This is a genomic window from Microbacterium sp. NPDC090225, from assembly GCF_044772365.1.
Lineage (GTDB): Bacteria > Actinomycetota > Actinomycetes > Actinomycetales > Microbacteriaceae > Microbacterium.
The window spans coordinates 1,441,637-1,462,891 of record NZ_JBIVYS010000001.1 but is presented as its reverse complement, the minus strand read 5'-3'; the positions used below and the strand labels follow the sequence as shown (position 1 = coordinate 1,462,891).

Annotated in this window: 28 protein-coding genes; 16 read left to right on the top strand and 12 right to left on the bottom strand. The window is 68.0% G+C overall.

Annotation, left to right across the window (positions count from 1 at the left end; genetic code table 11):
- Positions 1-23: 23 nt before the first annotated feature.
- On the bottom strand, positions 24-656 hold the full coding sequence (upp, locus tag ACIQTT_RS07010; protein WP_247623271.1) for a uracil phosphoribosyltransferase: 633 nt from the start codon (positions 654-656) through the stop codon (positions 24-26).
- A 114-nt stretch (positions 657-770) separates the two neighbouring features.
- Here upp and ACIQTT_RS07005 point away from each other — a divergent pair, with 114 nt between their 5' ends.
- Positions 771-1,202, top strand: coding sequence for a nucleoside deaminase (locus tag ACIQTT_RS07005; RefSeq protein ID WP_402791136.1), 432 nt, complete (start codon positions 771-773; stop codon positions 1,200-1,202).
- Between the two features lie 39 nt (positions 1,203-1,241).
- Here ACIQTT_RS07005 and ACIQTT_RS07000 read toward each other — a convergent pair whose 3' ends face one another.
- Complete coding sequence (locus ACIQTT_RS07000; RefSeq protein ID WP_402787918.1) at positions 1,242-2,213, bottom strand: cation diffusion facilitator family transporter; 972 nt, start codon at positions 2,211-2,213, stop codon at positions 1,242-1,244.
- A gap of 60 nt (positions 2,214-2,273) precedes the next feature.
- Here ACIQTT_RS07000 and proC point away from each other — a divergent pair, with 60 nt between their 5' ends.
- The gene (gene proC / locus ACIQTT_RS06995; protein ID WP_402787915.1) at positions 2,274-3,113 is read left to right on the top strand and encodes a pyrroline-5-carboxylate reductase; all 840 of its coding nucleotides are present in this window, start codon (positions 2,274-2,276) and stop codon (positions 3,111-3,113) included.
- A 2-nt stretch (positions 3,114-3,115) separates the two neighbouring features.
- Positions 3,116-3,403 carry a DUF1905 domain-containing protein gene (locus ACIQTT_RS06990; RefSeq protein WP_402787912.1) on the top strand — a complete coding sequence of 96 codons (288 nt, stop codon included), beginning with the start codon at positions 3,116-3,118 and terminating at the stop codon, positions 3,401-3,403.
- A 31-nt stretch (positions 3,404-3,434) separates the two neighbouring features.
- Here the strand turns inward: ACIQTT_RS06990 and ACIQTT_RS06985 are convergent, their stop codons facing one another.
- Both ACIQTT_RS06985 and ACIQTT_RS06980 read right to left on the bottom strand, forming a co-directional pair.
- Positions 3,435-4,106, bottom strand: coding sequence for a potassium channel family protein (locus ACIQTT_RS06985; RefSeq protein ID WP_391476855.1), 672 nt, complete (start codon positions 4,104-4,106; stop codon positions 3,435-3,437).
- The gene (locus ACIQTT_RS06980) at positions 4,099-5,529 is read right to left on the bottom strand and encodes a TrkH family potassium uptake protein (protein ID WP_402787907.1); all 1,431 of its coding nucleotides are present in this window, start codon (positions 5,527-5,529) and stop codon (positions 4,099-4,101) included. Before ACIQTT_RS06980 ends, ACIQTT_RS06985 begins: the two co-directional genes overlap by 8 nt.
- A 104-nt stretch (positions 5,530-5,633) precedes the next feature.
- Here ACIQTT_RS06980 and ACIQTT_RS06975 point away from each other — a divergent pair, with 104 nt between their 5' ends.
- The 9 genes from ACIQTT_RS06975 (at position 5,634) to ACIQTT_RS06935 (ending at position 10,249) form a co-directional block, all read left to right on the top strand.
- Positions 5,634-6,050 (top strand): ArsR/SmtB family transcription factor, encoded by a 417-nt coding sequence (locus ACIQTT_RS06975; RefSeq protein WP_402787904.1) that lies wholly within the window; start codon positions 5,634-5,636, stop codon positions 6,048-6,050.
- A 270-nt stretch (positions 6,051-6,320) separates the two neighbouring features.
- Complete coding sequence (locus tag ACIQTT_RS06970) at positions 6,321-6,512, top strand: helix-turn-helix domain-containing protein (RefSeq protein WP_247623263.1); 192 nt, start codon at positions 6,321-6,323, stop codon at positions 6,510-6,512.
- 136 nt (positions 6,513-6,648) lie between these two features.
- Positions 6,649-6,747, top strand: a complete 99-nt coding sequence (locus tag ACIQTT_RS06965) for a 30S ribosomal protein bS22 (RefSeq protein ID WP_003792170.1) — start codon at positions 6,649-6,651, stop codon at positions 6,745-6,747.
- A gap of 97 nt (positions 6,748-6,844) precedes the next feature.
- The gene (locus ACIQTT_RS06960) at positions 6,845-7,147 is read left to right on the top strand and encodes a rhodanese-like domain-containing protein (RefSeq protein ID WP_402787899.1); all 303 of its coding nucleotides are present in this window, start codon (positions 6,845-6,847) and stop codon (positions 7,145-7,147) included.
- Positions 7,144-7,407: a glutaredoxin family protein gene (locus tag ACIQTT_RS06955; protein ID WP_402787896.1), complete on the top strand. Its 264-nt coding sequence runs from the start codon at positions 7,144-7,146 to the stop codon at positions 7,405-7,407. Before ACIQTT_RS06960 ends, ACIQTT_RS06955 begins: the two co-directional genes overlap by 4 nt.
- A complete protein-coding gene (locus tag ACIQTT_RS06950; protein ID WP_402787893.1) occupies positions 7,404-7,706 on the top strand; it encodes a Dabb family protein in 303 nt (100 codons plus the stop codon). The genes ACIQTT_RS06955 and ACIQTT_RS06950 overlap by 4 nt, the downstream gene beginning before the upstream one ends.
- A 145-nt stretch (positions 7,707-7,851) precedes the next feature.
- Positions 7,852-8,664 carry a basic amino acid ABC transporter substrate-binding protein gene (locus tag ACIQTT_RS06945; protein ID WP_402787890.1) on the top strand — a complete coding sequence of 271 codons (813 nt, stop codon included), beginning with the start codon at positions 7,852-7,854 and terminating at the stop codon, positions 8,662-8,664.
- A gap of 35 nt (positions 8,665-8,699) precedes the next feature.
- The gene (locus ACIQTT_RS06940; RefSeq protein WP_336640901.1) at positions 8,700-9,497 is read left to right on the top strand and encodes an amino acid ABC transporter permease; all 798 of its coding nucleotides are present in this window, start codon (positions 8,700-8,702) and stop codon (positions 9,495-9,497) included.
- Positions 9,494-10,249 (top strand): amino acid ABC transporter ATP-binding protein, encoded by a 756-nt coding sequence (locus tag ACIQTT_RS06935; RefSeq protein WP_402787886.1) that lies wholly within the window; start codon positions 9,494-9,496, stop codon positions 10,247-10,249. The genes ACIQTT_RS06940 and ACIQTT_RS06935 overlap by 4 nt, the downstream gene beginning before the upstream one ends.
- A 62-nt stretch (positions 10,250-10,311) precedes the next feature.
- Here ACIQTT_RS06935 and ACIQTT_RS06930 read toward each other — a convergent pair whose 3' ends face one another.
- The 6 genes from ACIQTT_RS06930 to ACIQTT_RS06905 form a co-directional block, all read right to left on the bottom strand.
- Positions 10,312-10,488, bottom strand: coding sequence for a YegP family protein (locus tag ACIQTT_RS06930; RefSeq protein WP_402787883.1), 177 nt, complete (start codon positions 10,486-10,488; stop codon positions 10,312-10,314).
- 87 nt (positions 10,489-10,575) lie between these two features.
- Positions 10,576-11,667, bottom strand: a complete 1,092-nt coding sequence (locus tag ACIQTT_RS06925) for an ABC transporter ATP-binding protein (RefSeq protein ID WP_402787880.1) — start codon at positions 11,665-11,667, stop codon at positions 10,576-10,578.
- Entirely contained in the window at positions 11,664-12,458 is a 795-nt protein-coding gene (locus ACIQTT_RS06920) for an ABC transporter permease (RefSeq protein WP_402787877.1), read from the bottom strand. The genes ACIQTT_RS06925 and ACIQTT_RS06920 overlap by 4 nt, the downstream gene beginning before the upstream one ends.
- On the bottom strand, positions 12,455-13,411 hold the full coding sequence (locus ACIQTT_RS06915) for an ABC transporter permease (protein ID WP_402787874.1): 957 nt from the start codon (positions 13,409-13,411) through the stop codon (positions 12,455-12,457). Before ACIQTT_RS06915 ends, ACIQTT_RS06920 begins: the two co-directional genes overlap by 4 nt.
- The gene (locus tag ACIQTT_RS06910) at positions 13,390-14,529 is read right to left on the bottom strand and encodes an ABC transporter substrate-binding protein (RefSeq protein ID WP_402787871.1); all 1,140 of its coding nucleotides are present in this window, start codon (positions 14,527-14,529) and stop codon (positions 13,390-13,392) included. Before ACIQTT_RS06910 ends, ACIQTT_RS06915 begins: the two co-directional genes overlap by 22 nt.
- Positions 14,530-14,675: 146 nt before the next feature.
- Positions 14,676-15,191 carry a GNAT family N-acetyltransferase gene (locus ACIQTT_RS06905; protein WP_402787868.1) on the bottom strand — a complete coding sequence of 172 codons (516 nt, stop codon included), beginning with the start codon at positions 15,189-15,191 and terminating at the stop codon, positions 14,676-14,678.
- Positions 15,192-15,381: 190 nt separating this feature from the next.
- Between ACIQTT_RS06905 and ACIQTT_RS06900 the strand changes: the two genes are divergently transcribed.
- Positions 15,382-16,164: a sulfite exporter TauE/SafE family protein gene (locus ACIQTT_RS06900; RefSeq protein WP_402791133.1), complete on the top strand. Its 783-nt coding sequence runs from the start codon at positions 15,382-15,384 to the stop codon at positions 16,162-16,164.
- A gap of 310 nt (positions 16,165-16,474) precedes the next feature.
- Here the strand turns inward: ACIQTT_RS06900 and aspS are convergent, their stop codons facing one another.
- Complete coding sequence (gene aspS / locus ACIQTT_RS06895; protein ID WP_402787865.1) at positions 16,475-18,256, bottom strand: aspartate--tRNA ligase; 1,782 nt, start codon at positions 18,254-18,256, stop codon at positions 16,475-16,477.
- Between the two features lie 116 nt (positions 18,257-18,372).
- Between aspS and ACIQTT_RS06890 the strand changes: the two genes are divergently transcribed.
- Entirely contained in the window at positions 18,373-18,771 is a 399-nt protein-coding gene (locus ACIQTT_RS06890) for a DUF5684 domain-containing protein (protein ID WP_402787862.1), read from the top strand.
- A gap of 1 nt (position 18,772) precedes the next feature.
- The gene (locus ACIQTT_RS06885) at positions 18,773-19,402 is read left to right on the top strand and encodes a histidine phosphatase family protein (protein WP_402787859.1); all 630 of its coding nucleotides are present in this window, start codon (positions 18,773-18,775) and stop codon (positions 19,400-19,402) included.
- Here the strand turns inward: ACIQTT_RS06885 and ACIQTT_RS06880 are convergent, their stop codons facing one another.
- Positions 19,403-20,362, bottom strand: coding sequence for an NAD(P)/FAD-dependent oxidoreductase (locus ACIQTT_RS06880; RefSeq protein WP_402787856.1), 960 nt, complete (start codon positions 20,360-20,362; stop codon positions 19,403-19,405).
- Between the two features lie 489 nt (positions 20,363-20,851).
- Here ACIQTT_RS06880 and ACIQTT_RS06875 point away from each other — a divergent pair, with 489 nt between their 5' ends.
- Positions 20,852-21,232 carry a MerR family transcriptional regulator gene (locus ACIQTT_RS06875; RefSeq protein WP_402791130.1) on the top strand — a complete coding sequence of 127 codons (381 nt, stop codon included), beginning with the start codon at positions 20,852-20,854 and terminating at the stop codon, positions 21,230-21,232.
- Positions 21,233-21,255 lie beyond the last annotated feature (23 nt).

Here is a 21,255-nt window from a genome sequence, read left to right as displayed (position 1 = left end):
TCCGGCGAGAACCCGAGGCGGGCTCAGACCGTGCCGTAGAGGCGGTCGCCCGCGTCGCCGAGACCGGGCACGATGTAGCCCTTCTCGTTGAGGCGCTCGTCGAGGGCGCCCAGCACGAGAGTCACATCGCGGTCACCTACGAGAGCTTCGATCGCCGCGACGCCCTCGGGGGTGCCGAGCAGGCAGATCGCTGTGACGTCCTTCGCCCCGCGATCGAAGAGGAACTGGATGGCGGCGGCGAGCGAGCCGCCCGTCGCGAGCATCGGGTCGATGGCGAAGCACTGCCGGTCGCTCAGGTCGTCGGGCAGGCGTTCGGCGTAGGTCGTGGGCTCGAAGGTCTCCTCGTCGCGCACCATGCCCAGGAAACCGACCTCGGCGGTCGGGAGCAGCTTGACCAGACCCTCGAGCATGCCGAGACCGGCTCGCAGGATCGGGACGACGATCGGCCGGGGCTCCGAGATCTTCACGCCCATCGTGGTCGTGACAGGAGTCGTGATCTCGATCGGAGAGACCTTGACGTTGCGGGTCGCCTCGTACGCGAGGAGCGTCACGAGCTCCTCCGTCAGCTGGCGGAACACCGGCGACGGGGTGCGCGCATCGCGCAGCACCGAGAGCTTGTGGGTGACGAGAGGGTGGTCGGCGACGTGAACACGCATGGAATACAGGCTAATGCGCCGAGCGGCCCCGCACGACATCGAATGCTCCGCGCGCGGCGGAGCGGCACGCCCCTGTCGTAGGCTCGACCCGTGACCGCCGCCGACCTGCCCGCGATGCACCGCGCGCTCGCGCTCGCAGCGGACGCGAGTGCGGCCGATGAGATCCCGGTCGGCGCCGTGGTCATCGATCCCGCAGGTCGCATCGTCGCCGAAGGCCGCAACACCCGCGAGGAGACGCACGATCCGACGGGTCATGCCGAGGTCGAGGCGCTGCGCGGGGCGGCGGCATCCGTCGGCTCCTGGAATCTCGAGGGGCACACTCTCGTCGTCACGCTGGAACCGTGCCTCATGTGCGCCGGAGCGATCCTGCAGGCGCGCATCGGGAGGGTCGTCTTCGGCGCGTGGGACGACAAGGCGGGAGCCGCGGGCTCGATGTACGACGTCCTGCGCGACCGCCGCCTGCCCTACCGAGCCGAGGTCGTCGGGGGAGTCGAAGCGGACGCCGCGACCGCTCTGCTGCGCGACTTCTTCGCGCGCAAGCGCTGACCGTCGTGCCGACGTCCTAGCCCTCCGGGGTCGGGTCGCTCAGTCCGACGACTTGAGCACGAACGCGTCGGTCGGGGGCTCCGGGTCGAGGGCCGGCCGGTAGACGTCGGGCTCGATGTAGATCACGCGGGCGGCGGGAACGGCCTCGCGGATGCGGGCCTCGATCTCATCGATGTCGTCGGCGGCCTCGCGCACCGACTTGTCGGCGGTCAGTGCGATCTTCGCCGCGACCATGAGCTCGTCGGGGCCGAGGTAGAGGGTCTTGATGTGGATGAGCTTCTCGACCTCGTCGCCGGCGGCGATCGCGTCGACGATGCGGTCGAGGTCGGCGGTGGTCGCACCCTCGCCGACGAGCAGGCTCTTGGTCTCGATGCCCAGCACGATCGCGATGAGCACGAGCAGCACGCCGATCATGAGTGTGCCGATCGCGTCGAACACCGAGTTGCCGGTGATGACGGTGAGCCCGACGCCGAGCAGCGCGAAGCTCAGACCCGCCAGCGCGCCGGTGTCTTCGAGCAGCACGACGGGCAGTTCGGGCGCCTTGGCGCGGCGCACGAACGACACCCACGACTGCCCCTTCTCGCGCACGAGGTTGCTCTCCTTGATCGCGGTGCGCAGCGAGAAGCTCTCGAGCCCGATCGCGATGACGAGCACGACGATCGGCAGCCACCACCACACGGGGTCGAGTTCGTGCGGGTGCGTGAGCTTGTCGATGCCCTCGTAGATGGCGAAGAGGCCACCGAGCGAGAACAGGATGATCGATACGACGAACGCCGAGACGTAACGCTCGCGGCCGTAGCCGAAGGGGTGCGCGCGGTCGGCCTCTCGGCGGGACTTGCGTCCGCCGAGCAGGAGCAGCAGTTGGTTGCCGGAGTCGGCGATCGAGTGCACGGCCTCGGCGAGCATCGACGCGGAGCCCGAGAGCAGCCAGGCGACGAGCTTCGCGAGCGCGATGCCCATGTTCGCCAGGAACGCTGCGATGATCGCCTTGCCGCCGCCGGATGCACTCATGGGTCGAGTCTAGATCGCCCCCTCTGGGGATCGCAGGTGCGCCCGCCGTAGGATGACGACATGGCTGACTCTCTCCCCGCTCTCGCGTTCCTCGGTGCCGGTTCGATGGGAGGGGCGATCCTGCGCGGCGTCGTCGCCTCGGGTGTCGCCGTCGACGGGGGCATCACCGCCACGAACCGCTCGCGGGTGAGCGCCGCCGACCTCGCCGACCTTCCCGGCGTCACGACCATCGCCCTCGAAGAGCGCCCCGACGGCAACCGTGAGGCCCTGGCCTCGGCCCGGATCGTGCTCGTCGGTGTGAAGCCCGGAATGGTGCCGGATCTGCTGCGCGAGATCGCCCCGCACCTCGCCCCGGACGCCATCGTGGTGAGCCTCGCCGCCGGTGTGACGCTGGCCACGTTCGCCGATGCGCTGGGCGCCGATGCGCACGTCATCCGCTCGATGCCCAATACCCCGGCGACGGTCGGAAAGGCGGTCACCGGCCTCGCGGCCGGCTCGGCATCGACGCCCGACGACATGACGCTCGTGCGCCGCCTCTTCGAAACGGTCGGCGCGGTGATCGAGGTGCCGGAGTCGCAGATCGACGCCCTCTCGACGATCTCTGGTTCGGGTCCCGCCTACGTCTTCCTGCTCATCGAGGAGTGGACGAAGGTCGGCCTCGGGCTCGGCTTCAGTGAGGCCGACGCCCGCCTGATGGCGGAGCAGACGTTCATCGGCTCGACGGCGCTGCTCGACGCGTCGGGGGAGACCCCGACCGAGATGCGCCGACGGGTCACGAGCCCGAAGGGCACCACCGAGCGGGCGGTCGCGGTGCTGCAGGACGCGCACCTCGAGAAGACGTTCGCGGATGCTTCGGCAGCCGCGCTCGCGCGCGCCAGGGAGCTCGCCGCAGGGGCCTGAGCATGCAGCTGCGATTCTCGGGTGAGATCTGGTTCTGGCGCGGACCCGCGCCGTTCCACTTCGTGACCGTGCCCGAGGTCGAGGCCGCGATGATCGGTGAGATCGCGGCGGTCGTCACCTACGGGTGGGGGATGATCCCGGCATCCGTCACGATCGGCGGAACCCGCGTGACGACGTCGCTCTGGCCGAAGGACGGCGGCTACATCGTCCCGATCAAGAAGGCTCTGCAGGACGGCGAGGGCATCGCCGTCGACGACGTCGTCGACATCACTCTCGACATCGACGCCTGACGCCTCGCCCGACCCGAACGAGCCGCGTACGTCAGCGGTCGAGGGCGGCGAAGCGCTCGATGTCGCTGTTGGTGCCCGACACGATGATGAGGTCGTGATTCGTGACGATCGTGTTCGCCTCGGCGTAGCGGAACGGCTTGCCGGGGCTCTTCACGCCGACCACAGTGACGCGGTACTTCGTGCGCACGCCGGACTCGTTCAGACCGACGCCGCGGATGAACTTGGGCGGGTACATCTTCGCGAGCACGAAGTCGTCGTCGAAACGGATGAAGTCGAGCATGCGACCGCTGACGAGGTGGGCGACGCGCTCGCCGGCCTCGCGCTCGGGGTAGATGACGTGGTTCGCGCCGACGCGGGCGAGGATCTTGCCGTGCGACTGCGAGACGGCCTTGGCCCAGATCTGCGGGACCTTGAGGTCGACGAGGTTGGCGGTGATGAGGACGGATGCCTCGATCGACGAGCCGACGGCCACCACGGCGACCTGGAAGTCGCGCGCGCCGATCTGGCTCAGCGCCTCGATGTTGCGGGCGTCGGCCTGGACGGTGTGCGTCACACGGTCGGACCACTTCTGCACGAGCTCGAGGTTGTCGTCGATCGCGAGCACCTCGCGGTCGAGGCGGTCGAGTTCGCCTGCGCAGGCGGCGCCGAACCGGCCGAGACCGATGACGAGGACGGGAGCGTCGCCCCGGAGGACTTCAACCAACGATCGGCCTTTCCACGGGCAGTGAGTAATACTGCGATCGCGACGTCGCGGCGACTGCCGCGGCGAGAGTCACTGTACCAATGCGCCCCATGAAGATGGTCACGGCGAGGACGTACGAACCGGCATCGGGGAGCTCTGCCGTGAGCCCGGTCGAGAGCCCGACGGTGGCGAAGGCGGAGATCACGTCGAACAGCACGTGGCTGATGTCGGCCTTCGTGATCTGGGCGATGATGATCGTCGAGAGCGCGACGATCGTCGCACCCCAGGCGACGACGCTGAGCGCGACGCGCTGCACGTCGCTGGGGATGCGCCGGCCGAACACCTCGACGGACTGGCGCCCCTTCGCCTCGGACCACACCGCGATCGCGAGGACCGCGAGGGTGGTGACCTTGATTCCACCGGCGGTCGACGCCGATCCTCCACCGACGAACATGAGCATGCTCGCTGCGACGAGTGAGGAGCCATTGAGGTCGGCCATGTCGATCACGTTGAACCCGCCCGAGCGGGTCATCGCCGACAGGAAGAAGGCCTGGAACGTTGTGTCGGCGGCATCCATCGAACCGAAGGTCTTCGGGTTCTGGTACTCGAGGATGAGGAAGACGGCGGCTCCGAGCACGAAGAGCAGCACGGTCGTCACGAGCGTGAGCTTGGTGTGCAGCGACCAGCGCTTGACGTGCCAGACGTGCTTGGCCAGCGAGTAGATCACGGGGAAGCCGATGCTTCCGAGGAAGACGCCGACCATCAGCAGGGAGAGAACCAGGTAATCGTCGGCGAACACCGCAACGCCGCCGTCGTTCGGCGCGAAACCCGTGTTCGTGAACGCCATCGCGGCGAAGTAGGGGGCTTCCCAGAGTGCGGCGATCGGACTCACCCCGGCCATCACCAACCCGGGGTAGAGGAGCACGGCGAGTGCGCCCTCGATGATGAGGGCCGAGAAGGCGACGGTGCGCAGCAGCTGGCCGACCTCGCCGAGGCGGACCGTCTGGCTCTCGTTGACGACGCCGCCGTGCGCGCGCATCGGGTTGGTGTCGCCCGCGGCGAGGAGCTTGGCGCGAAGCCCGAGGCGCTTCGAGATCACCATGCCCATGAGCGAGGCGAGGGTCAGAACGCCGAGACCGCCGATGTTGACCCCGACGAAGATGAGCACGTGCCCGAACGGCGACCAGTGGTTGGCCATGTCGACGGTCGCGAGGCCGGTGACGCAGATGGTCGAGACCGCCGTGAACAGCGCGTCGCTGAGCGGGGTGACGGTGCGATCGGCCGCAGCGATCGGCAACGAGAGCAGCACCGTGAACACGAGGATCAGCAGGGCGAAGACGACGATCGCGAGACGCGAAGGCGAGGAGGTGAGGATGTGGCGCCCGTGGGCGGCGACATTGCGCAGGCGTTGCTTGGGGGACGACGCAGACACGATGCCCGACATCGCGTCCCCTTTCGTCTGCCTCCGCCGCAGATCGGCGCCGACTCGGCGCCTGCGACCGAGCCCTCGTCATGGTACTCCGTGCCGGGGACGACTACCCTGAACACATGACCGACATCTTCGACGTGATCGCAGACGGTACGAGGCGAGACATCCTCCAGCTCCTCCTGCGGCGCACCACCGAAGGAGAAACGGGCACGAGCGTCAGCCAGATCGTCGCCGACCTCGGCATCAGCCAGCCCACGGTGTCGAAGCACCTCAAAGTGCTCCGCGATGCCGAGCTGGTCACCGTGCGCGAAGACGGTCAGCGTCGTTTCTACAGCCTCGCGGTCGAGCCGCTCGAGGTCGTGGACGACTGGCTGGTGCCGTTCCTCGTCGACGCGTTCGGCGATGACGCCCCCGACATCGATTACCCGGGGGCACCGATCCCCGAGAGCGCGGCTCACGCGGCCGAGGTGGTCGGGCGGGCGGCGGCATCCGCGAAGCACGTGGTCGCGACCGCGCTCAAGCGCCTCGGCGCCTGATACCCCGCCAGACGCAGCTCGCCCCCGACGACCGGGGGGCTGTCGTCGGGGGCGATGCCGCGGGCCCCAGCCCGCGTGTCCCGGGGCGGTGCCTGCCCCGGTCCTGCGTTGAGTGTGACACTTCCGGCTGAGTGAACCTCGGAGAGAGGCTATGCCTCTCCTGTGATGAGCGTCAGTGCCTCGAGTCCCACTGTTCACACCGGCCCCAAGGGTTTACACGCGTCACTGCCAACCCATAGAGTGTGCTCATTCGAGAAAGGGGTATGTGGGATGCCCGAAGTTCCTGACGTCCGGTTCCTCACAGTTGCTGAGGTGGCCGGGATCATGCGCGTGTCGAAGATGACCGTCTATCGACTCGTGCACTCCGGCGACCTGCCGGCCATCCGTTTCGGACGCAGTTATCGCGTGCCGGAGTCCGCCGTGGCGGACGCCCTCCAGCGCCCGATCGCCGACGTCGGCTGACCGCGAGGATGCCCGTGTCGTCGGTGTGACGGCGCAGGCCCGACGGTTTGCTAGACTGATCCGAGGCATTTTTCCGTGCCCGTACCCGGGCGTCCGATCATCGCGACGCCCAACCCCCTGACTTAGTGAGGTTTCCGTGGGTTCTGTCATCAAGAAGCGCCGCAAGCGCATGGCGAAGAAGAAGCACCGCAAGCTGCTTCGCAAGACTCGCCACCAGCGCCGCAACAAGAAGTAAGCGGCCAAGACACGAGCGCCCCCGACAGCTCTCCGGAGCATGTCGAATGGGGGCGCTTTGTGTCTCTGCCGCAGGTCCGAGCAGCTCGAAGGAAGCCATGAAGTCGATCACCGTCACCGAACTCGCCGACCGCACGGGCACGCCGCTCATCGACGTGCGTGAGAAGGACGAGTTCGCAGCGGGCCACGTGCCCGGCGCCGTCAACATCCCGATGTCCGAGATCGGCAACCGGCTCGAAGAGCTGCCGGCCGAGTCGTTCGACGTGATCTGCCAGGCAGGCGGCCGCTCGGCACGCGTCGTCGAGGCGCTCGAGTCGCGCGGCTACGACGCGACCAACGTCGAGGGTGGCACGGGCGAATGGATCGCCCAGGGACGCGCGGTCGAGGTTCCGTCGGCGTGACCACGCTGACCCTCATCGGCAAGCCCGACTGCCACCTCTGCGACGTCGCCTCCGAGGTCATCGACGCCGTCGTCGCCGAGCTGCCGGATGCCGCAGCCGAGCAGATCGAGATCGTCGAGGCCTCGATCGCCGACGACCCCGCCCTGTTCGATCTGTGGTGGGAGAAGATCCCCGTCGTCCTGATCGACGGCGAACTGCACGCGCACTGGCGACTCTCGCCGGACCGACTGCGCACCGCCCTCGAGGAGGCCCTGAAGTGACCATCCGCCATGTCGTGTCCTGGAAGCTCGCCGCGGAGGACGCCGACGAGCGCGCCGCTCAGGCTGCCGAGGTGGCTCGCCGCCTCAACGCTCTCGACGGTGTCGTGCCGCAGTTGCTGTCGATCTCGGCGGGCGCGAACGTCGTGCTGCCGGAGTCGAACTGGGACGTCGTGCTCGTCGCCGACTTCGCCTCGGTCGAGACGCTCGAGGAGTATCAGGTCCACCCCGCACACGTCGAGGCGTCGGGCTACATCCGCTCCGTCGTGAGCGCACGGGTCGCTGTCGACTTCGAGATCTGAACCCCGCACGCGTAACGCACCGAAACAAAACCGTAATCCTGGATCGGGCACTCTTAGTAGGGCATCCACCCGGCACGTGCCAGGATGTTCACCTATCAGCCCACTTCGGTGGGCTTTACCCTGCCATCGACTCTCAGGAGCTGTTATGCACCGTCGCACTACCTTCGCCGGCCTCGCACTCGTGGCTGCCGCAACCCTCGCGCTCGCAGGCTGCGCCGGCGGAACCGACTCCGGATCCAGCGAACCCGCCGCTGGTGACGAGTACGGACTTGTCACGGCCGGCACGCTCACCGTGTGCTCCGACATCCCTTACGCTCCGTTCGAGTTCGAGGGCGGCGACAACGGAACCGGCTACACCGGCTTCGACATCGACCTGCTCGACGCGATCGCGAAGAAGCTCGACCTCGAGCTCTCGGTGCAGGACGTGGGCTTCGACGCGCTGCAGTCCGGAACGACCCTCGCCGCCGGCACGTGCGACATCGGCGCTTCGGCGATGACCATCACCGACGAGCGCAAGGCCAACATCGACTTCTCCGACCCGTACTACGACTCGCTGCAGTCGCTCCTCGTGCGCACCGACTCGGGCATCACGGGCATCGACGACCTCGCCGGCAAGAACGTGGGCGTCCAGCAGGGCACCACCGGTGAGACCTACGCGACCGAGAACGCCACGGGCGCCGAGCTGGTGCAGTACCCCTCGGACGGCGAGCTGTGGCCGGCCATGCAGTCGGGCCTCATCGACGCGATCCTGCAGGACCAGCCGGTGAACCTCGAGCACGAGAAGGCCGACAGCGCCTACGAGATCGTCGAGACGTACAACACCGACGAGTCGTACGGCTTCGCCTTCGCCAAGGGTGAGAAGGACGCGCTGCTCGCGGCCGTCAACGACGCTCTGCAGGAGCTGCGCGACGGTGGCGAGTACCAGACGATCTACGACACCTACTTCACGGCCAACTGAGCTGTGCGTCGTAGTCGTCTCGGAGGTCCTTCACAATGGCGTTGAAGCGAACTACCAAGAGCAAGCTGTACCGCTACATCGTCTACGCGGTCCTGATCGCCATCGTCGTCTGGGCGGCGGTCGGGACCAACTGGGCGAAGATCGGTCCGCTGTTCTTCAACCCGGAGATCGCGGTCAAGATGTTCCCCGGGATCATCACCACCGCACTCGTCAACACGCTGTGGTTCACAGCCGTCGCCTTCATCCTCGGACTGGTGCTCGGCGTGATCCTGGCGCTGCTGAAGATGTCGTCGATCCTCCCGTTCCGGTGGATCGCCACGGCGTGGATCGAGCTGTTCCGCGGGCTTCCCGCGATTCTGACGATCTTCGCCGTGGCCTTCATCCTGCCGATCGCGTCGGGGGTCCCCGGCAAGGACCTGGGCGGCCCCGTCGTCCTCGGCCTGATCGGTCTGATCCTCGTCGCCTCGGCCTACATGGCCGAGACGATCCGCGCCGGCATCCAGGCGGTCCCGAAGGGGCAGACCGAGGCGGCTCGTTCGCTCGGTATGTCGCCCATGAAGACCACGTTCTGGATCGTCGTGCCGCAGGGGTTCCGCATCATCATCCCGCCGCTCACGAACGAGTTCGTGCTGCTCCTGAAGGACACCTCGCTGCTGTTCATCGCGGGGACGTTCATCTGGTCGAAGGAGCTCACCAACTTCGCCCGTGATGCGGCGACGCAGAACTCCAACGCGACACCGCTGATCATGGCGGCGATCCTGTACCTGATCGTGACGATCCCCCTCACGCGCTTCAGCGCGTGGCTCGAGCGAAGGATGGCGAGGCAGCGATGATCACCGACCTGATTGATGTCCATGCCCCGGCGATCGACGTGCAGGGCCTCGTCAAGACCTTCGGCGACAATGAGGTGCTCAAGGGCATCGACCTCACCGTCACCAAGGGCGAGGTCGTCTGCGTCATCGGGCCCTCGGGCTCGGGGAAGTCGACGCTGCTGCGCTCGGTCAACCTGCTCGAGGAGCCGACCGGCGGCAAGGTGCTGATCGAGGGGATCGACATCACCGACCCCGAGACCGACATCGACCGTGTGCGCACCCGCATCGGCATGGTCTTCCAGAGCTTCAACCTGTTCCCGCACCTCGACGTGCTCGGCAATCTCACGATCGCCCAGCAGCGCGTCAAGAAGCGGGGCAAGGCGGAGTCCGAGAAGATCGCGCACGAGATGCTCGAGCGCGTCGGTCTGGCCGAGAAGGCGAAGGCGTTCCCGGGGCATCTGTCGGGTGGGCAGCAGCAGCGCGTCGCGATCGCGCGTGCGCTGTGCATGAACCCCGACATGATGCTGTTCGACGAGCCGACGTCGGCGCTCGATCCCGAACTGGTCGGCGAAGTGCTGCAGGTGATGCGCACGCTCGCCGACGAGGGCATGACGATGCTCGTGGTCACCCACGAGATGGGCTTCGCCCGTGAGGTCGGCTCGCGCCTGATCTTCATGGACGGCGGCCACATCGTCGAGGAGGGTGACCCGCGCGAGGTCATCGGCAACCCGCAGCACCAGCGCACGAAGGACTTCCTCTCACGCGTGCTGTGACACGCATACGACGAAGCCCCCGGAGTGTACGCTCCGGGGGCTTCGTCGTATGAAGGTGAGGATCAGACCTCGACGACTTCGGCGTCGGGGGCGTTGGTGCGTACCGACTCGATCCCGTTCTCTGCGGCGGACTTCGAGGAGTAGCCCTCGCTCGTCGCGATGACCTGGCCGTTTCCGGCCTTGAGGCGGAACCGGTACTCGCCGGACCTGTCGGTGTAGAGCTCGAACTTGCCTGCCATGAGGCATCCTCTCTGTGGTGTCTGCGAGGCGGAAGGCCTCTCGTGCATCACGGTAGCGCCCGACCGCGTGCGGCGGTAGGGCGGGATTCAGGCGCGAGGGTGCACGGCCACCGGCTCGGGCGCGACCGCGATGCGGACCCGATCGCCGAAGGCGGGGTGGATGCCGGGGGCGTGCTGCACCCGGACGACCTCTCCCGCTTCGGTGCGCACGAGCGTGCGACGCATGCTGCCGAGGAAGGTGCTCTCCTCGACGATCGCGTCGGTCGCGGCATCCGCCTCCGAGGCGAAGTACACGTTCTCGGGACGCAGGTATACGTCGACCGGGCCGTCGGCGGGCGTCTGCAGCGGCAGCCGCTGCCCCCACACGACGACGTGGTCGCCATCGGCGACTCCGGCGACGATGCTCGAGAGACCCACGAACGCGGCCACACCGGCGGTCGACGGTGTCGTGTAGAGCTCCTCCGGCGAGCCGATCTGCTCGATCCGGCCCGAGTTCATCACGGCGATCCGGTCGGAGACGGCGAGTGCCTCCTCCTGGTCGTGCGTGACGAACACGGTCGTGATGCCCAGGCGCAGCTGGATGCGGCGGATCTCATCGCGCAGCTGCACGCGCACCTTGGCGTCGAGCGCCGACAGCGGCTCGTCGAGGAGCAGCACCTTGGGCTCGGTGACCAGGGCGCGCGCCAGCGCCACGCGCTGCTGCTGACCGCCCGACAGCTGGTGCGGGTAGCGGTCGGCGAAGTCGGCGAGACCGACCAGAGCGAGAGCATCCTTCGCGCGCTTGGCGGATTCGGATGCCGACACCCCGCGGCGGCGCAACCCGAAGGCCGTGTTCTCGGCGACGCGCAGGTGCGGGAACAGCGAGTACGACTGGAAGACCATGCCGATGTCGCGCTTGTTGGTCGGGACGCGCGAGACGTCCCGACCGCCGAGCAGCACCGCGCCCTCGTCGGAGCCCTCGAGGCCCGCGAGCACGCGCAGGAGCGTGGTCTTGCCGCAGCCCGACGGCCCCAGCAGCGAGACGAACTCACCCGCGGCGATGTCGAGGTCGACGCCGTGCAGCACGCGGTTGCCCGCGTAGCTCTTCACGATGCTCTGCAGCTGCACCCGGGTGCCCTCGCCCGCCTCGGCGAGCAGCAGGTTGTCCTGGGTGCGGGGGAGTGCGTGATCGATGGTCATGAGTGGGCCTTTCCGTTGCCGCGTGCGACGCGACCGATGAGGAGGAGAAGGAGGAACACGAGCGCGAGTGCCAGCAGCGTGAAGATCGCCGGCGCGTACGGGTCCTGCTTCTGCACGACGACCATCGCCGTCTGGAACACCTGCCGGTTCAGCAGCGAGGCGATGGTGAACTCGCCGAGCACCACCGCGATGGAGATGAGCGACGCGGCCAGCAGGCCCTGGCGCAGGTTGGGCGCCAGCACCTTGAGCACGACCGTCGGCCAGCTCGCCCCGAGCGATCGTGCGGCCTCGGAGAGCGTGCGCAGGTCGGCGGCGTCGATCGATGCCTGGATCGAGCGGTAGGCGAAGGGCAGCACGGTGATGCCGTACGCGAACGCGAGGGTCCACGTGCCGGTGCCCACCGAGCGGCCGATCTGCAGGTAGATCGGGGCGAGACCGACGACCAGCACGATCGCCGGGATCGAGATCGGCAGCAGCACCGCGAACTCGAAGATCGGCTTGAGCTTGCTGAAGCGCAGGTTCACCAGGATCATCGTCGGCGTGAGCAGGAACAGCACGATCGCGACGGTGACGACGGCGAGGATGAGCGAGTTGCCGAGACCGGTCCAGATCGGCTTGATCGCCGCGGAGGCGGCGGGGTCGAACAGCGCGATCCAGTGGTCGAACGAGAGTCCGCTCTCGGTGTCGCGCAGCGTGTAGAGGAATGTCGACACGAGAGGGATGGCGAAGAACAGGCCGACGAGGATGCCGATGACCCAGCGGGTCGTGAGTGAGGGGGCGAGACGGTTCACGACTGCCACCTCGCAGCCCGACGCTGGATCAGCGAGTACAGGGCCATCACGACGCCGACCACCACGATCATCCCCAGCGCGAGCGCACCCGCGAGGTTCTCGCGACCGAGCACGGTCTCGCTCGTCAGCGCGGTGCGGATCTGCAGCGGCACGATCTGCGAGCCCTGGCTCGCGAGAGCGGCGGCCGTGGCGTACGACGAGAACGAGTTCGCGAAGAGCAGCAGCAGGCTCGCGAGGAACGACGGGGCGAGCACCGGCAGTCCGATGCGCAGCCAGAAGCTCGTGCGGGTGCCGCCGAGGGTGAGGTTCGCCTCGGCCCACTGCGGCTTGAGCGCGGCGAGGGCTGGCATGAAGGTGATGACCATGAGGGGGATCTGGAAGTAGATGTAGGGCAGGATGAGGCCGGGCAGCTCGTAGAGCCATGTGCCGTTCTCGTAGATGTTGATGCCGAACGTGTCCTTGAGGAACACGGTCAGCACGCCCTGGATGCCGATCGTCGCGATGAAGGCGAACGCGAGCATCACGCCACCGAACTGGGCGAGAACGCCGGCCGCGGCGTCCACCGACGAGCGGATCGCGCCATCGGGGTTCATGCCGAGCAGGGCGTAGCAGACGAGCGCACCGACGACGGCGCCGACGACCGCGGTCAGGATCGAGAGCCAGGCGGAGTTGGCGAACGTGTTCAGCACGACGGGATCGCCGAGAGCCGACACGTTCGTCCAGGTGAACGAGCCGTCCTTGGTGAAGAAACCGGAGCCGATCGCGAGCAGCGTCGGCACGGCCAGGAACAGCACGATATAGGCCGCGAAGGGTACGAGACCCAACCAGGCCCAGGAAGGCGCGGACCGCCGGGCCCTCGCATCGTGCGAGGACCCGGCGGGGGTGACGGGGGCGGATGCCGGAGCATCCGCCCCCGTGTCGACCAGAGTCGTCACTGGACCGCCGCTGCCCACTTCTCACCGAGCAGCGTGCCGGCGCCTGCGGACTGCTCCTCGGTCGGGACGACCGTCTCCTCGGGAACCTCGGGCAGAGCCGCAGCGAGGTCGGCGTCGATCGTGCCGGCCTCGGTCATGGCCTCCATGCGTACGGGGCGAGCGCCGCCGCCGAGCCACAGATTCTGCACCTCGTCGCTGTAGAGGAACTCCTGCCACAGGCGCGCCGCAGCCGGGTGCGGGGCGTCGACGTTGACCGCCTGGTTGTAGTAGCCCGCGTAGCCGGTGCCGTCGAAGACCACGACCTCCCAGTTGGGGTTGTCGGCCTTGTGCGAGGCGTTCAGGTAGTCCCAGTCGAAGACGACGGGGGTCTCGCCGCTCGCGACGGTCGCCGTGGTCACGTCGACCTTGAGCAGGTTGCCGGCCTTCTGCAGCTCCGAGAAGAAGTCGATGCCGGGCTGGAAGTCGTCGAGCGTGCCCTCGGACTGGACGGTCGCGAGACCGACCGCGGCGAACGCGGCGCCGGCCTGGGTCGGGTCGCCGTTGATCGCGACGGCACCCTTGTAATCGGCCGAGAGCAGGTCGGCGAGCTCGGCGGGAGCGTCGAACTTCGAGGAGTCGTAGCCGACCGACATGTATCCGCCGTAGTCACCGACGAAGAGGCCGGTCGGCTCCTTGAGCTCGGCGGGGATGTCGTCCCAGGTCTGCACCTTGTAGGGGGCGAAGTAGTCGGTGTTCTGGAGCGCGACCGTGAGGCCGATGTCGAACACGTCCGGTGCGGTGTCGAGGCCCTTGTTGGTCTCGGCGGCCTGGATCTCCTCGGCGCTGGACACGTCGGGGGAGGCCTCGTTGATGGTGATCTCGGGGTACTTCTCGGCGAAGAGGTCGAGGATCTCGCCGTAGTTCGCCCAGTCGCGCGGCAGCGCGATGACGTTGAGCTGGCCCTCCGCCTTGGCGGCGGCCTCGAGGTCGGCGAACGTGCCGAAGTCGGCGACGGACGTCGCGGTCGCGGCGTCGGTCGAGCCCTCGCCGGCGTCGGTCGCGTCGGCGGCGCCGGAGCAGGCGGTGAGTGCCAGGGCGGCGGTGGTGACCAGTGCGATACCGGCGCCGATGCGCGCGCGGCGGGTGAAGCGTGCCATGAGTGTCCTCTCGGGTGACCGGCGGTGCGCCGGTTCGGGTTGCGAGAGGAAACTATGGGCCGTGAGTTACCGGCCGGAGCGGCGTGGGTGAACGGAGGGTGACCGGGTGGTGGCGGGGTGGGGTGTGCCGCGTCCTGGCGCGGAGTTCAGGCGGTCTCGACCGTGTATTTGAAACCGAGATGTGACCCGATATACCCCAACTTCTCGTAGAAGCGATGGGCGTCGGTGCGCGCGGCATCCGAGGTGAGCTGCACCATCGCCGCTCCGACCGCGGGTGCGGCCTGCTCGCCGACCCAGCGAATCACGGCCGATCCGATGCCCGACGACCGCAGGTCGCTCCGCACCCGCACGGCCTCGACCAGCAGCCGCCGGGCGCCCCGACGCGCCATGCCCGGGATCGAGGTGAGCTGCAGCGTTCCGACGATCGCGCCGTCGAGCTCGACGACGAGCAGGTCGTTCGACGGCTCGGCGAGGATCTCGAGAAGCGCCTCGGCGTACGCGGGCCGGTCGTCTGCCGAGGCGACATCGCCGCGCGCCGCGCTGATCGGGTCGTCGGCGAGCAGGGCGATCACGGCATCCGTGTCGTCGGCGGTCGCGCGGCGCAGCACCGCGCGCCCCAGGCGTGACGCGAACGGGTACGGCAGGGGGAGGGCCTCGATCATGCCTCCAGTCTGCCCTGCATGCCGCCGAGATCCCCCTTGCCGCACGAGCACCCCCTGTGCAGACGCGCGACAGGAGGGGATCTCGAACGAAACGGGGGATCTCGGCGCGGCACGACGACCGCCGAACGTCTGGAATCATGGCCAGGTGGATATCGGCGCCGTGCTCGGACTGGAGCAGCTCACCTGGGGGATGCTGCTGCTCGTCGTCATCGCCGCCTTCGCCGCGGGCTGGATCGACGCCGTCGTCGGGGGCGGAGGGCTGTTGCAACTGCCCGCGCTGCTGCTCATCCCCGGGATCGCGCCGATCCAGGCGCTCGCGACCAACAAGCTCGCCTCGGTGTTCGGCACCGCGACCAGCAGCGTCACCTACTACCGGCGGGCGAAACCCGACATCCGCACCGCGATCCCGATGGCCGTGATCGCGCTCGCCGGGTCGTTCGGCGGCGCGGCGGTGGCGACCCTGCTGCCCGCGGCGGCCTTCAAGCCGATCATCGTCGTCGCCCTGCTCGCCGTGGCGCTCTTCACCGCCTTCCGACCGCAGATGGGCGCCGCGACCATGCTGCGCTTCCACGGGCACAAGCACCACATCATGGCCGGCGCGGCCGGTCTCGTGATCGGCTTCTACGACGGAATGATCGGGCCGGGAACGGGAACGTTCCTCGTGATCGCGCTCGTCGCACTGCTCGGCTACGACTTCCTGCAGGCCAGCGCCAAGGCCAAGATCGTCAACCTCGCCACGAACCTCGGTGCGCTGCTGCTCTTCATCCCGCACGGCTCGGTGCTGTGGGTGCTCGGCGGGATCCTCGCGGTCGCCAACGTCGCCGGCAGCTACCTGGGGTCGCGCATGGCGATCTCGCGCGGCACGAAGTTCATCCGCGTTGTCTTCCTCGTCGTGGTGATCGCTCTGATCGCCAAGCTCGGCGTCGATGTGTGGAACGAGAACGTGGCGCCCGCGCTCGGGCTGGCGTCGTAGCGGCGGGCGACGGCATCCGTTTGCAGGGAGCGATGACGGTTGCAGGGAGGAATCGACGATTTCTCCCTGCAGATGTGTTTTCTCCCTGCGGATGAACCGTGCAACGCGGCACGCTTGCACGGAGCGCGCACGTCTGCACGGAGATACGAGCGGATGCTCCGTGCAGGTGTGACTCGTCCGTGCGGGTGTGCGGGGCGGGGCGTCGACAGGCTCAGGGACCCAGCTCATGTTGAACCCCGGGTATGCGACAGGCCCAGCACCCGGAACCGGGTTGCTGGGCCTGTCGACGCATCGCCGCAGGGGCCGAGGGTCAGGCCTCGTCGTCCTCCGGCTCGAAGTCGACGCCGGCCTCGGCGCGCTGCTCGGCCGAGATCGGTGCGGGCGCGGCCGTGAGCGGGTCGTAGCCGTTGCCCGACTTCGGGAACGCGATGACCTCGCGGATCGAGTCGGTCTTCGTGAGGTGCTGCAGCACGCGGTCCATGCCCAGCGCGATGCCACCGTGGGGCGGTGCGCCGAACTTGAACGCGTCGAGCAGGAAGCCGAACTGCTCATCGGCCTGCTCGTCGCTGATACCCATGACCTGGAAGACGCGCTTCTGGATGTCTTCGCGGTGGATACGGATCGATCCGCCGCCGAGCTCGGAGCCGTTGCACACGATGTCGTACGCGTAGGCGAGGGCCGATCCGGGGTCGGTGTCGAACGTCGCCTCGAACTCGGGCTTGGGGCCGGTGAACGCGTGATGCACGGCGGTCCAGGCTCCGGCGCCGACGGCCACGTCGCCCGAGGCTACGGCATCTGCCGCAGGCTCGAACATCGGGGCGTCGACCACCCAGGTGAAGGCGAACTCGTCGGGGTTCAGGTAGCCCAGGCGGCGACCGATCTCGACGCGCGCGGCGCCGAGGAGGGCGCGGCTCTCCTTCGTTGCACCCGCGGCGAAGAACACGCAGTCCCCGGCCTCGGCGCCGACGAGCTCGGCGAGACCCGCCTGCTCGGCCTCGGACAGGTTCTTGGCGACGGGGCCGCCGAGCGTTCCGTCCTCGTTGAAGAGCACGTAGGCGAGACCGCGGGCGCCGCGCTGCTTCGCCCAGTCCTGCCAGGCGTCGAGCTGCTTGCGAGGCTGACCCGCACCGCCGGGCATGCGCACAGCACCGACGTATTCGTTCTGGAAGACGCGGAACGTGGTGTCGGAGAAGTACTCGGTCGCCTCGACCAGCTCGAGGCCGAAGCGCAGGTCGGGCTTGTCGGAGCCGTACTTCGCCATCGCATCGGCGTAGGTCAGGCGCGGCAGCGGGGTCTGCACCTCGACGCCGATCGTCTTCCACATGGCGACGACGAGCGACTCCATCAGGCGGATGACGTCTTCCTGGTCGACGAAGCTCATCTCGATGTCGAGCTGCGTGAACTCGGGCTGACGGTCGGCGCGGAAGTCCTCGTCGCGGTAGCAGCGCGCGATCTGGAAGTACTTCTCGACGCCGCCGACCATGAGCAGCTGCTTGAAGAGCTGCGGCGACTGGGGCAGGGCGTACCAGCTGCCCGGGCTCAGGCGCGCGGGAACGAGGAAGTCGCGGGCGCCCTCGGGCGTCGAGCGGGTGAGCGTCGGGGTCTCGACCTCGGTGAAGTCGTCGGCGTGCAGCACGTCACGGATCGCCTTGTACACGTCGGAGCGCAGGCGCAGGGCGGATGCCGGGGCCGGACGGCGCAGGTCGAGGTAGCGGTACTTGAGGCGTGCCTCTTCGCCGACGGTCTCGCTGTCGGCGAGCGCGGTCGAGACCTGGAAGGGCAGGGGAGCGGACTCGTTGAGCACCTCGACGGTGGTCGCGATGAGCTCGATCTCGCCGGTGGGCAGGTTCGGGTTGGCGTTGCCCTCGGGGCGGCGCGACACCTCGCCCGTGACCTTGAGCACGAACTCGTTGCGCAGCGGGTGGGCGATCTCCTCGTCGCGGATGACGACCTGGGCGATGCCCGACGCGTCCCGAAGATCGATGAACGCGACTCCTCCGTGATCACGACGGCGATCGACCCACCCCGCGAGGGTGACGGTCTGACCGATGTGCTCGGCTCGCAGTGAGCCTGCCGAGTGGGTGCGAAGCACGGAGTATTCCTTCTGTTCTGTGAACGGGCGAACCCGCCCATTCTACGGGGGCGCGCGGCGTGTCTCCGGCGGGCGGAGGGGATCAGTAGGGTGGCAGGGAAAAGGAAGGTGCTCCTATGGAACTCGCCCTCGTCCCCGCCGCCGATGTACCGGTCGTCCCCGACTTCGTCTCCGCGTTCTTCTCGGGAACCACCAGCATCATCGGCATCATCTTCTACGTCCTGTTGGCGATCGCCTGGTGGAAGGTGTTCACGAAGGCCGGCTACCCCGGCATCCTGGCCCTGATCCCCGTCGTCAACGCGATCTTCCTGCTGCGCATCGCCGGGATGTCGGGCTGGTGGGTACTGCTCTACCTGGTGCCGATCGCCAACGTCATCCTCGCGATCGTCGTCGCAGTCAAGGTCGGCGATCGCTTCGGCAAGGGCGGCGCGTTCTCGTTCTTCCTGCTGTTCCTGATCCCGTTCATCGGGTACTTCATCCTCGGGTTCGGGGACTCCCGCTACCGCAAGGCCTGACGTGCCGGCGTCCCGTCTGCACCTCGTCCGTCACGGCGAGGTCCACAATCCCGGCCGCGTTCTCTACGGCCGTCTGCCCGACTTCCACCTCAGCGACGACGGGCAGCGCATGGCGATCGCCGCGGCCGAGCATGTCGCCGGTCTCGGCCGCGACGTCGAGGCCCTGCGGTGCTCGCCGTTGGAGCGCACGCAGGAGTCGGCGGCCCCGTTCGCCGAGCGCTTCCACCTCGAGCCGGTTCTCGACGAGCGGGTCATCGAGCCGACCAACGTCTTCGAGGGCACGCAGATGCGCCGCTCGCTGATGAACCCCCTGAACTGGTGGCATCTGCGGCAGCCGTCCGTGCCCAGCTGGGGCGAGCCGTACGTCTCTGTCGCCGAGCGCATGCGCGCCGCGATGGACGACCTGTGGCACACCACCGAGGCGGGGGACGCGGTGATCGTGTCGCACCAGGCGCCGATCTGGATCACGCACCTCTCGGTGGCCGGCCTCCCGCTGCGGCATGATCCGCGCACCCGGCGCTGCGCCCTGTCGAGCGTGACCTCGTTCGAGCGGGTCGGCGACGTCTGGCGCGAGATCGACTACGCCGAGCCCGCGGCGACCGGTGGCGCGGTCGATGTCGGCGCCGTCTGACTAGACTCCCTCGGCCATCAGCGACTGGATGTGGCCCACGGCGGCGAGCTGACCCGCCGCGACCGCCAGGGCGACCGCGGCCATCGCGCCGGGCAGCGAGGCGCGGTGCGCGATATCGCCCGCCGCTGAGACCCCGGCGAGGGACGTGCGGCCGAAGTCGTCGATCTCGATCGCGCCCGAGGGCAGCATCGCGAGGCCGAGCTGCTCGGCGAACGGCGCGCGCTGACGTGAGACCATCGAGGCGACGAAGACGCCGGCGACGGATGCTCCGCCCTCCGCCGTGGTCAACGTCACCGTCTCGCCATCCCGCGCGATCGACAGGGGAGCAGAGGGGGCGACGGTGGCGCCGAGCCCCTCGACGGTCGCGCGATCCTCGTCGGAGAACGAACCCGCGGCGGGGAAGACCGTGATCGACGACACGATCCGGCCGAGCAGTCCGATCAGGTGGGCGGCGCGGGCGGCCTCGCCGATCACGGCGATCGGTTTACCCGCGTGCTCGTGCCCATCGCAGAACGGGCAGCTGAACGCACCGACGCCCCACAGCTCCTGCAGCCCGGGGATCGCGGGCAGCTCGTCGGCCATGCCGGTCGCCAGAACGATGCGTCGTGCCTCGACCGTGCCACCGTCGGCGAGTGCCACGGTGAACGCCCCCTGCTCTCCGGCGATCCGCTCGACGCGGGCATCGCGCACCTCGACGTCCGCGTACTCGACGAGCTGGGCGCGGGCGGTCGCTCGGAACTCGGCGGGTGGGGTGCCGTCGTTCGCCGCGACGTTGTGCATGTGCTGCACCGTGCCGTTGCGGTACTCGCCCGAGTCGAGCAGCAGTGCAGAGCGATGCATCCGTCCCAGCGTCAGCGCCGCCTGGAGGCCCGCGGGGCCCGCGCCGATCACGATCACGTCGTACATGAGAGGTCCTTCCGACCGGTGGATCTTGCGTTCGCGATCAGTCTGTGACTTCATGTTAGGATGAAGTCAAATGCCGAGCATCCGTGGTCCGTCGGTGATGTCGCGGCCCGTGTGGACCTTATCAATCGGCTCGCATTGTGCGCCGTTTTCACCTTCAACCTGCGCTCGCGCCACCCATGTGACCTAACGCGCACTACTTGATCCTTGTTTTTCCGCGGATCCCGCACTTCGTCATCGAAAGGTCCTCATGGCCAAGTCTGAACGCCTGCCACCCGCAGAATTGACTGAGGAGTGGCCGAACACAGTCTCACCCGATGTGGCGGGGGAGACAGCTCGTCGTCTCGCCGTCAATCTACGTCGATCAATGGGCGATGCGAGCATACGATCCACCGCCGACATTGCGGGTGTTGACGAAGGCACGATCCGGAAGTTGCTGTCTGGTGCTCGGTGGCCGGATCTGCGGACGATTGTTCTGCTCGAGCAGGCCGTGGGGAGGCCACTCTGGCCTGCGAGCTATGGTGAGGGGACTGACCGGTGAAGCTCATGGACATCGGGGAGGTTGCGCATGAGATGGGGCTACCTACCAACGTTCTTCGGCACTGGGAAACGGTGGGGTTGGTCCTCCCGGAACGTGATGCTGCAGGTCGACGGAAGTACAGCGAGGACCAGATCGTGCGGATCGCTGTCGTTCAACGCAGCAAGAGCGCTGGAATGACGTTGAAGCAGATCGCGGTGATGCTCGACGAGGGGGCGAGAGAACGCCATCAAATCCTTCAGCAGCACCTCGACGACATTGACCGGCGCATGGAAGACATGCGACGCTCTCGGGCTATGACGGAGCACGCGATGAACTGTAGATCTCATGACATCGCGACGTGCCCGCGTTTCAGAGCCGGTGTCGAGGACGTCATGACCCGCTTCTAACCGCCTCGAGGGCGCTACGCCCA

Coding starts and splice junctions, on each gene's coding strand:
- upp (WP_247623271.1), bottom strand. CDS start 656: ATGCGTGTTCACGTCGCCGACCACCCTCTCGTCACCCACAAGCTCTCG.
- ACIQTT_RS07005 (WP_402791136.1), top strand. CDS start 771: ATGCACCGCGCGCTCGCGCTCGCAGCGGACGCGAGTGCGGCCGATGAG.
- ACIQTT_RS07000 (WP_402787918.1), bottom strand. CDS start 2,213: ATGAGTGCATCCGGCGGCGGCAAGGCGATCATCGCAGCGTTCCTGGCG.
- proC (WP_402787915.1), top strand. CDS start 2,274: ATGGCTGACTCTCTCCCCGCTCTCGCGTTCCTCGGTGCCGGTTCGATG.
- ACIQTT_RS06990 (WP_402787912.1), top strand. CDS start 3,116: ATGCAGCTGCGATTCTCGGGTGAGATCTGGTTCTGGCGCGGACCCGCG.
- ACIQTT_RS06980 (WP_402787907.1), bottom strand. CDS start 5,529: ATGTCGGGCATCGTGTCTGCGTCGTCCCCCAAGCAACGCCTGCGCAAT.
- ACIQTT_RS06975 (WP_402787904.1), top strand. CDS start 5,634: ATGACCGACATCTTCGACGTGATCGCAGACGGTACGAGGCGAGACATC.
- ACIQTT_RS06970 (WP_247623263.1), top strand. CDS start 6,321: ATGCCCGAAGTTCCTGACGTCCGGTTCCTCACAGTTGCTGAGGTGGCC.
- ACIQTT_RS06960 (WP_402787899.1), top strand. CDS start 6,845: ATGAAGTCGATCACCGTCACCGAACTCGCCGACCGCACGGGCACGCCG.
- ACIQTT_RS06945 (WP_402787890.1), top strand. CDS start 7,852: ATGCACCGTCGCACTACCTTCGCCGGCCTCGCACTCGTGGCTGCCGCA.
- ACIQTT_RS06940 (WP_336640901.1), top strand. CDS start 8,700: ATGGCGTTGAAGCGAACTACCAAGAGCAAGCTGTACCGCTACATCGTC.
- ACIQTT_RS06935 (WP_402787886.1), top strand. CDS start 9,494: ATGATCACCGACCTGATTGATGTCCATGCCCCGGCGATCGACGTGCAG.
- ACIQTT_RS06930 (WP_402787883.1), bottom strand. CDS start 10,488: ATGGCAGGCAAGTTCGAGCTCTACACCGACAGGTCCGGCGAGTACCGG.
- ACIQTT_RS06925 (WP_402787880.1), bottom strand. CDS start 11,667: ATGACCATCGATCACGCACTCCCCCGCACCCAGGACAACCTGCTGCTC.
- ACIQTT_RS06910 (WP_402787871.1), bottom strand. CDS start 14,529: ATGGCACGCTTCACCCGCCGCGCGCGCATCGGCGCCGGTATCGCACTG.
- ACIQTT_RS06905 (WP_402787868.1), bottom strand. CDS start 15,191: ATGATCGAGGCCCTCCCCCTGCCGTACCCGTTCGCGTCACGCCTGGGG.
- ACIQTT_RS06900 (WP_402791133.1), top strand. CDS start 15,382: ATGCTGCTGCTCGTCGTCATCGCCGCCTTCGCCGCGGGCTGGATCGAC.
- ACIQTT_RS06890 (WP_402787862.1), top strand. CDS start 18,373: ATGGAACTCGCCCTCGTCCCCGCCGCCGATGTACCGGTCGTCCCCGAC.
- ACIQTT_RS06880 (WP_402787856.1), bottom strand. CDS start 20,362: ATGAAGTCACAGACTGATCGCGAACGCAAGATCCACCGGTCGGAAGGA.
- ACIQTT_RS06875 (WP_402791130.1), top strand. CDS start 20,852: ATGGACATCGGGGAGGTTGCGCATGAGATGGGGCTACCTACCAACGTT.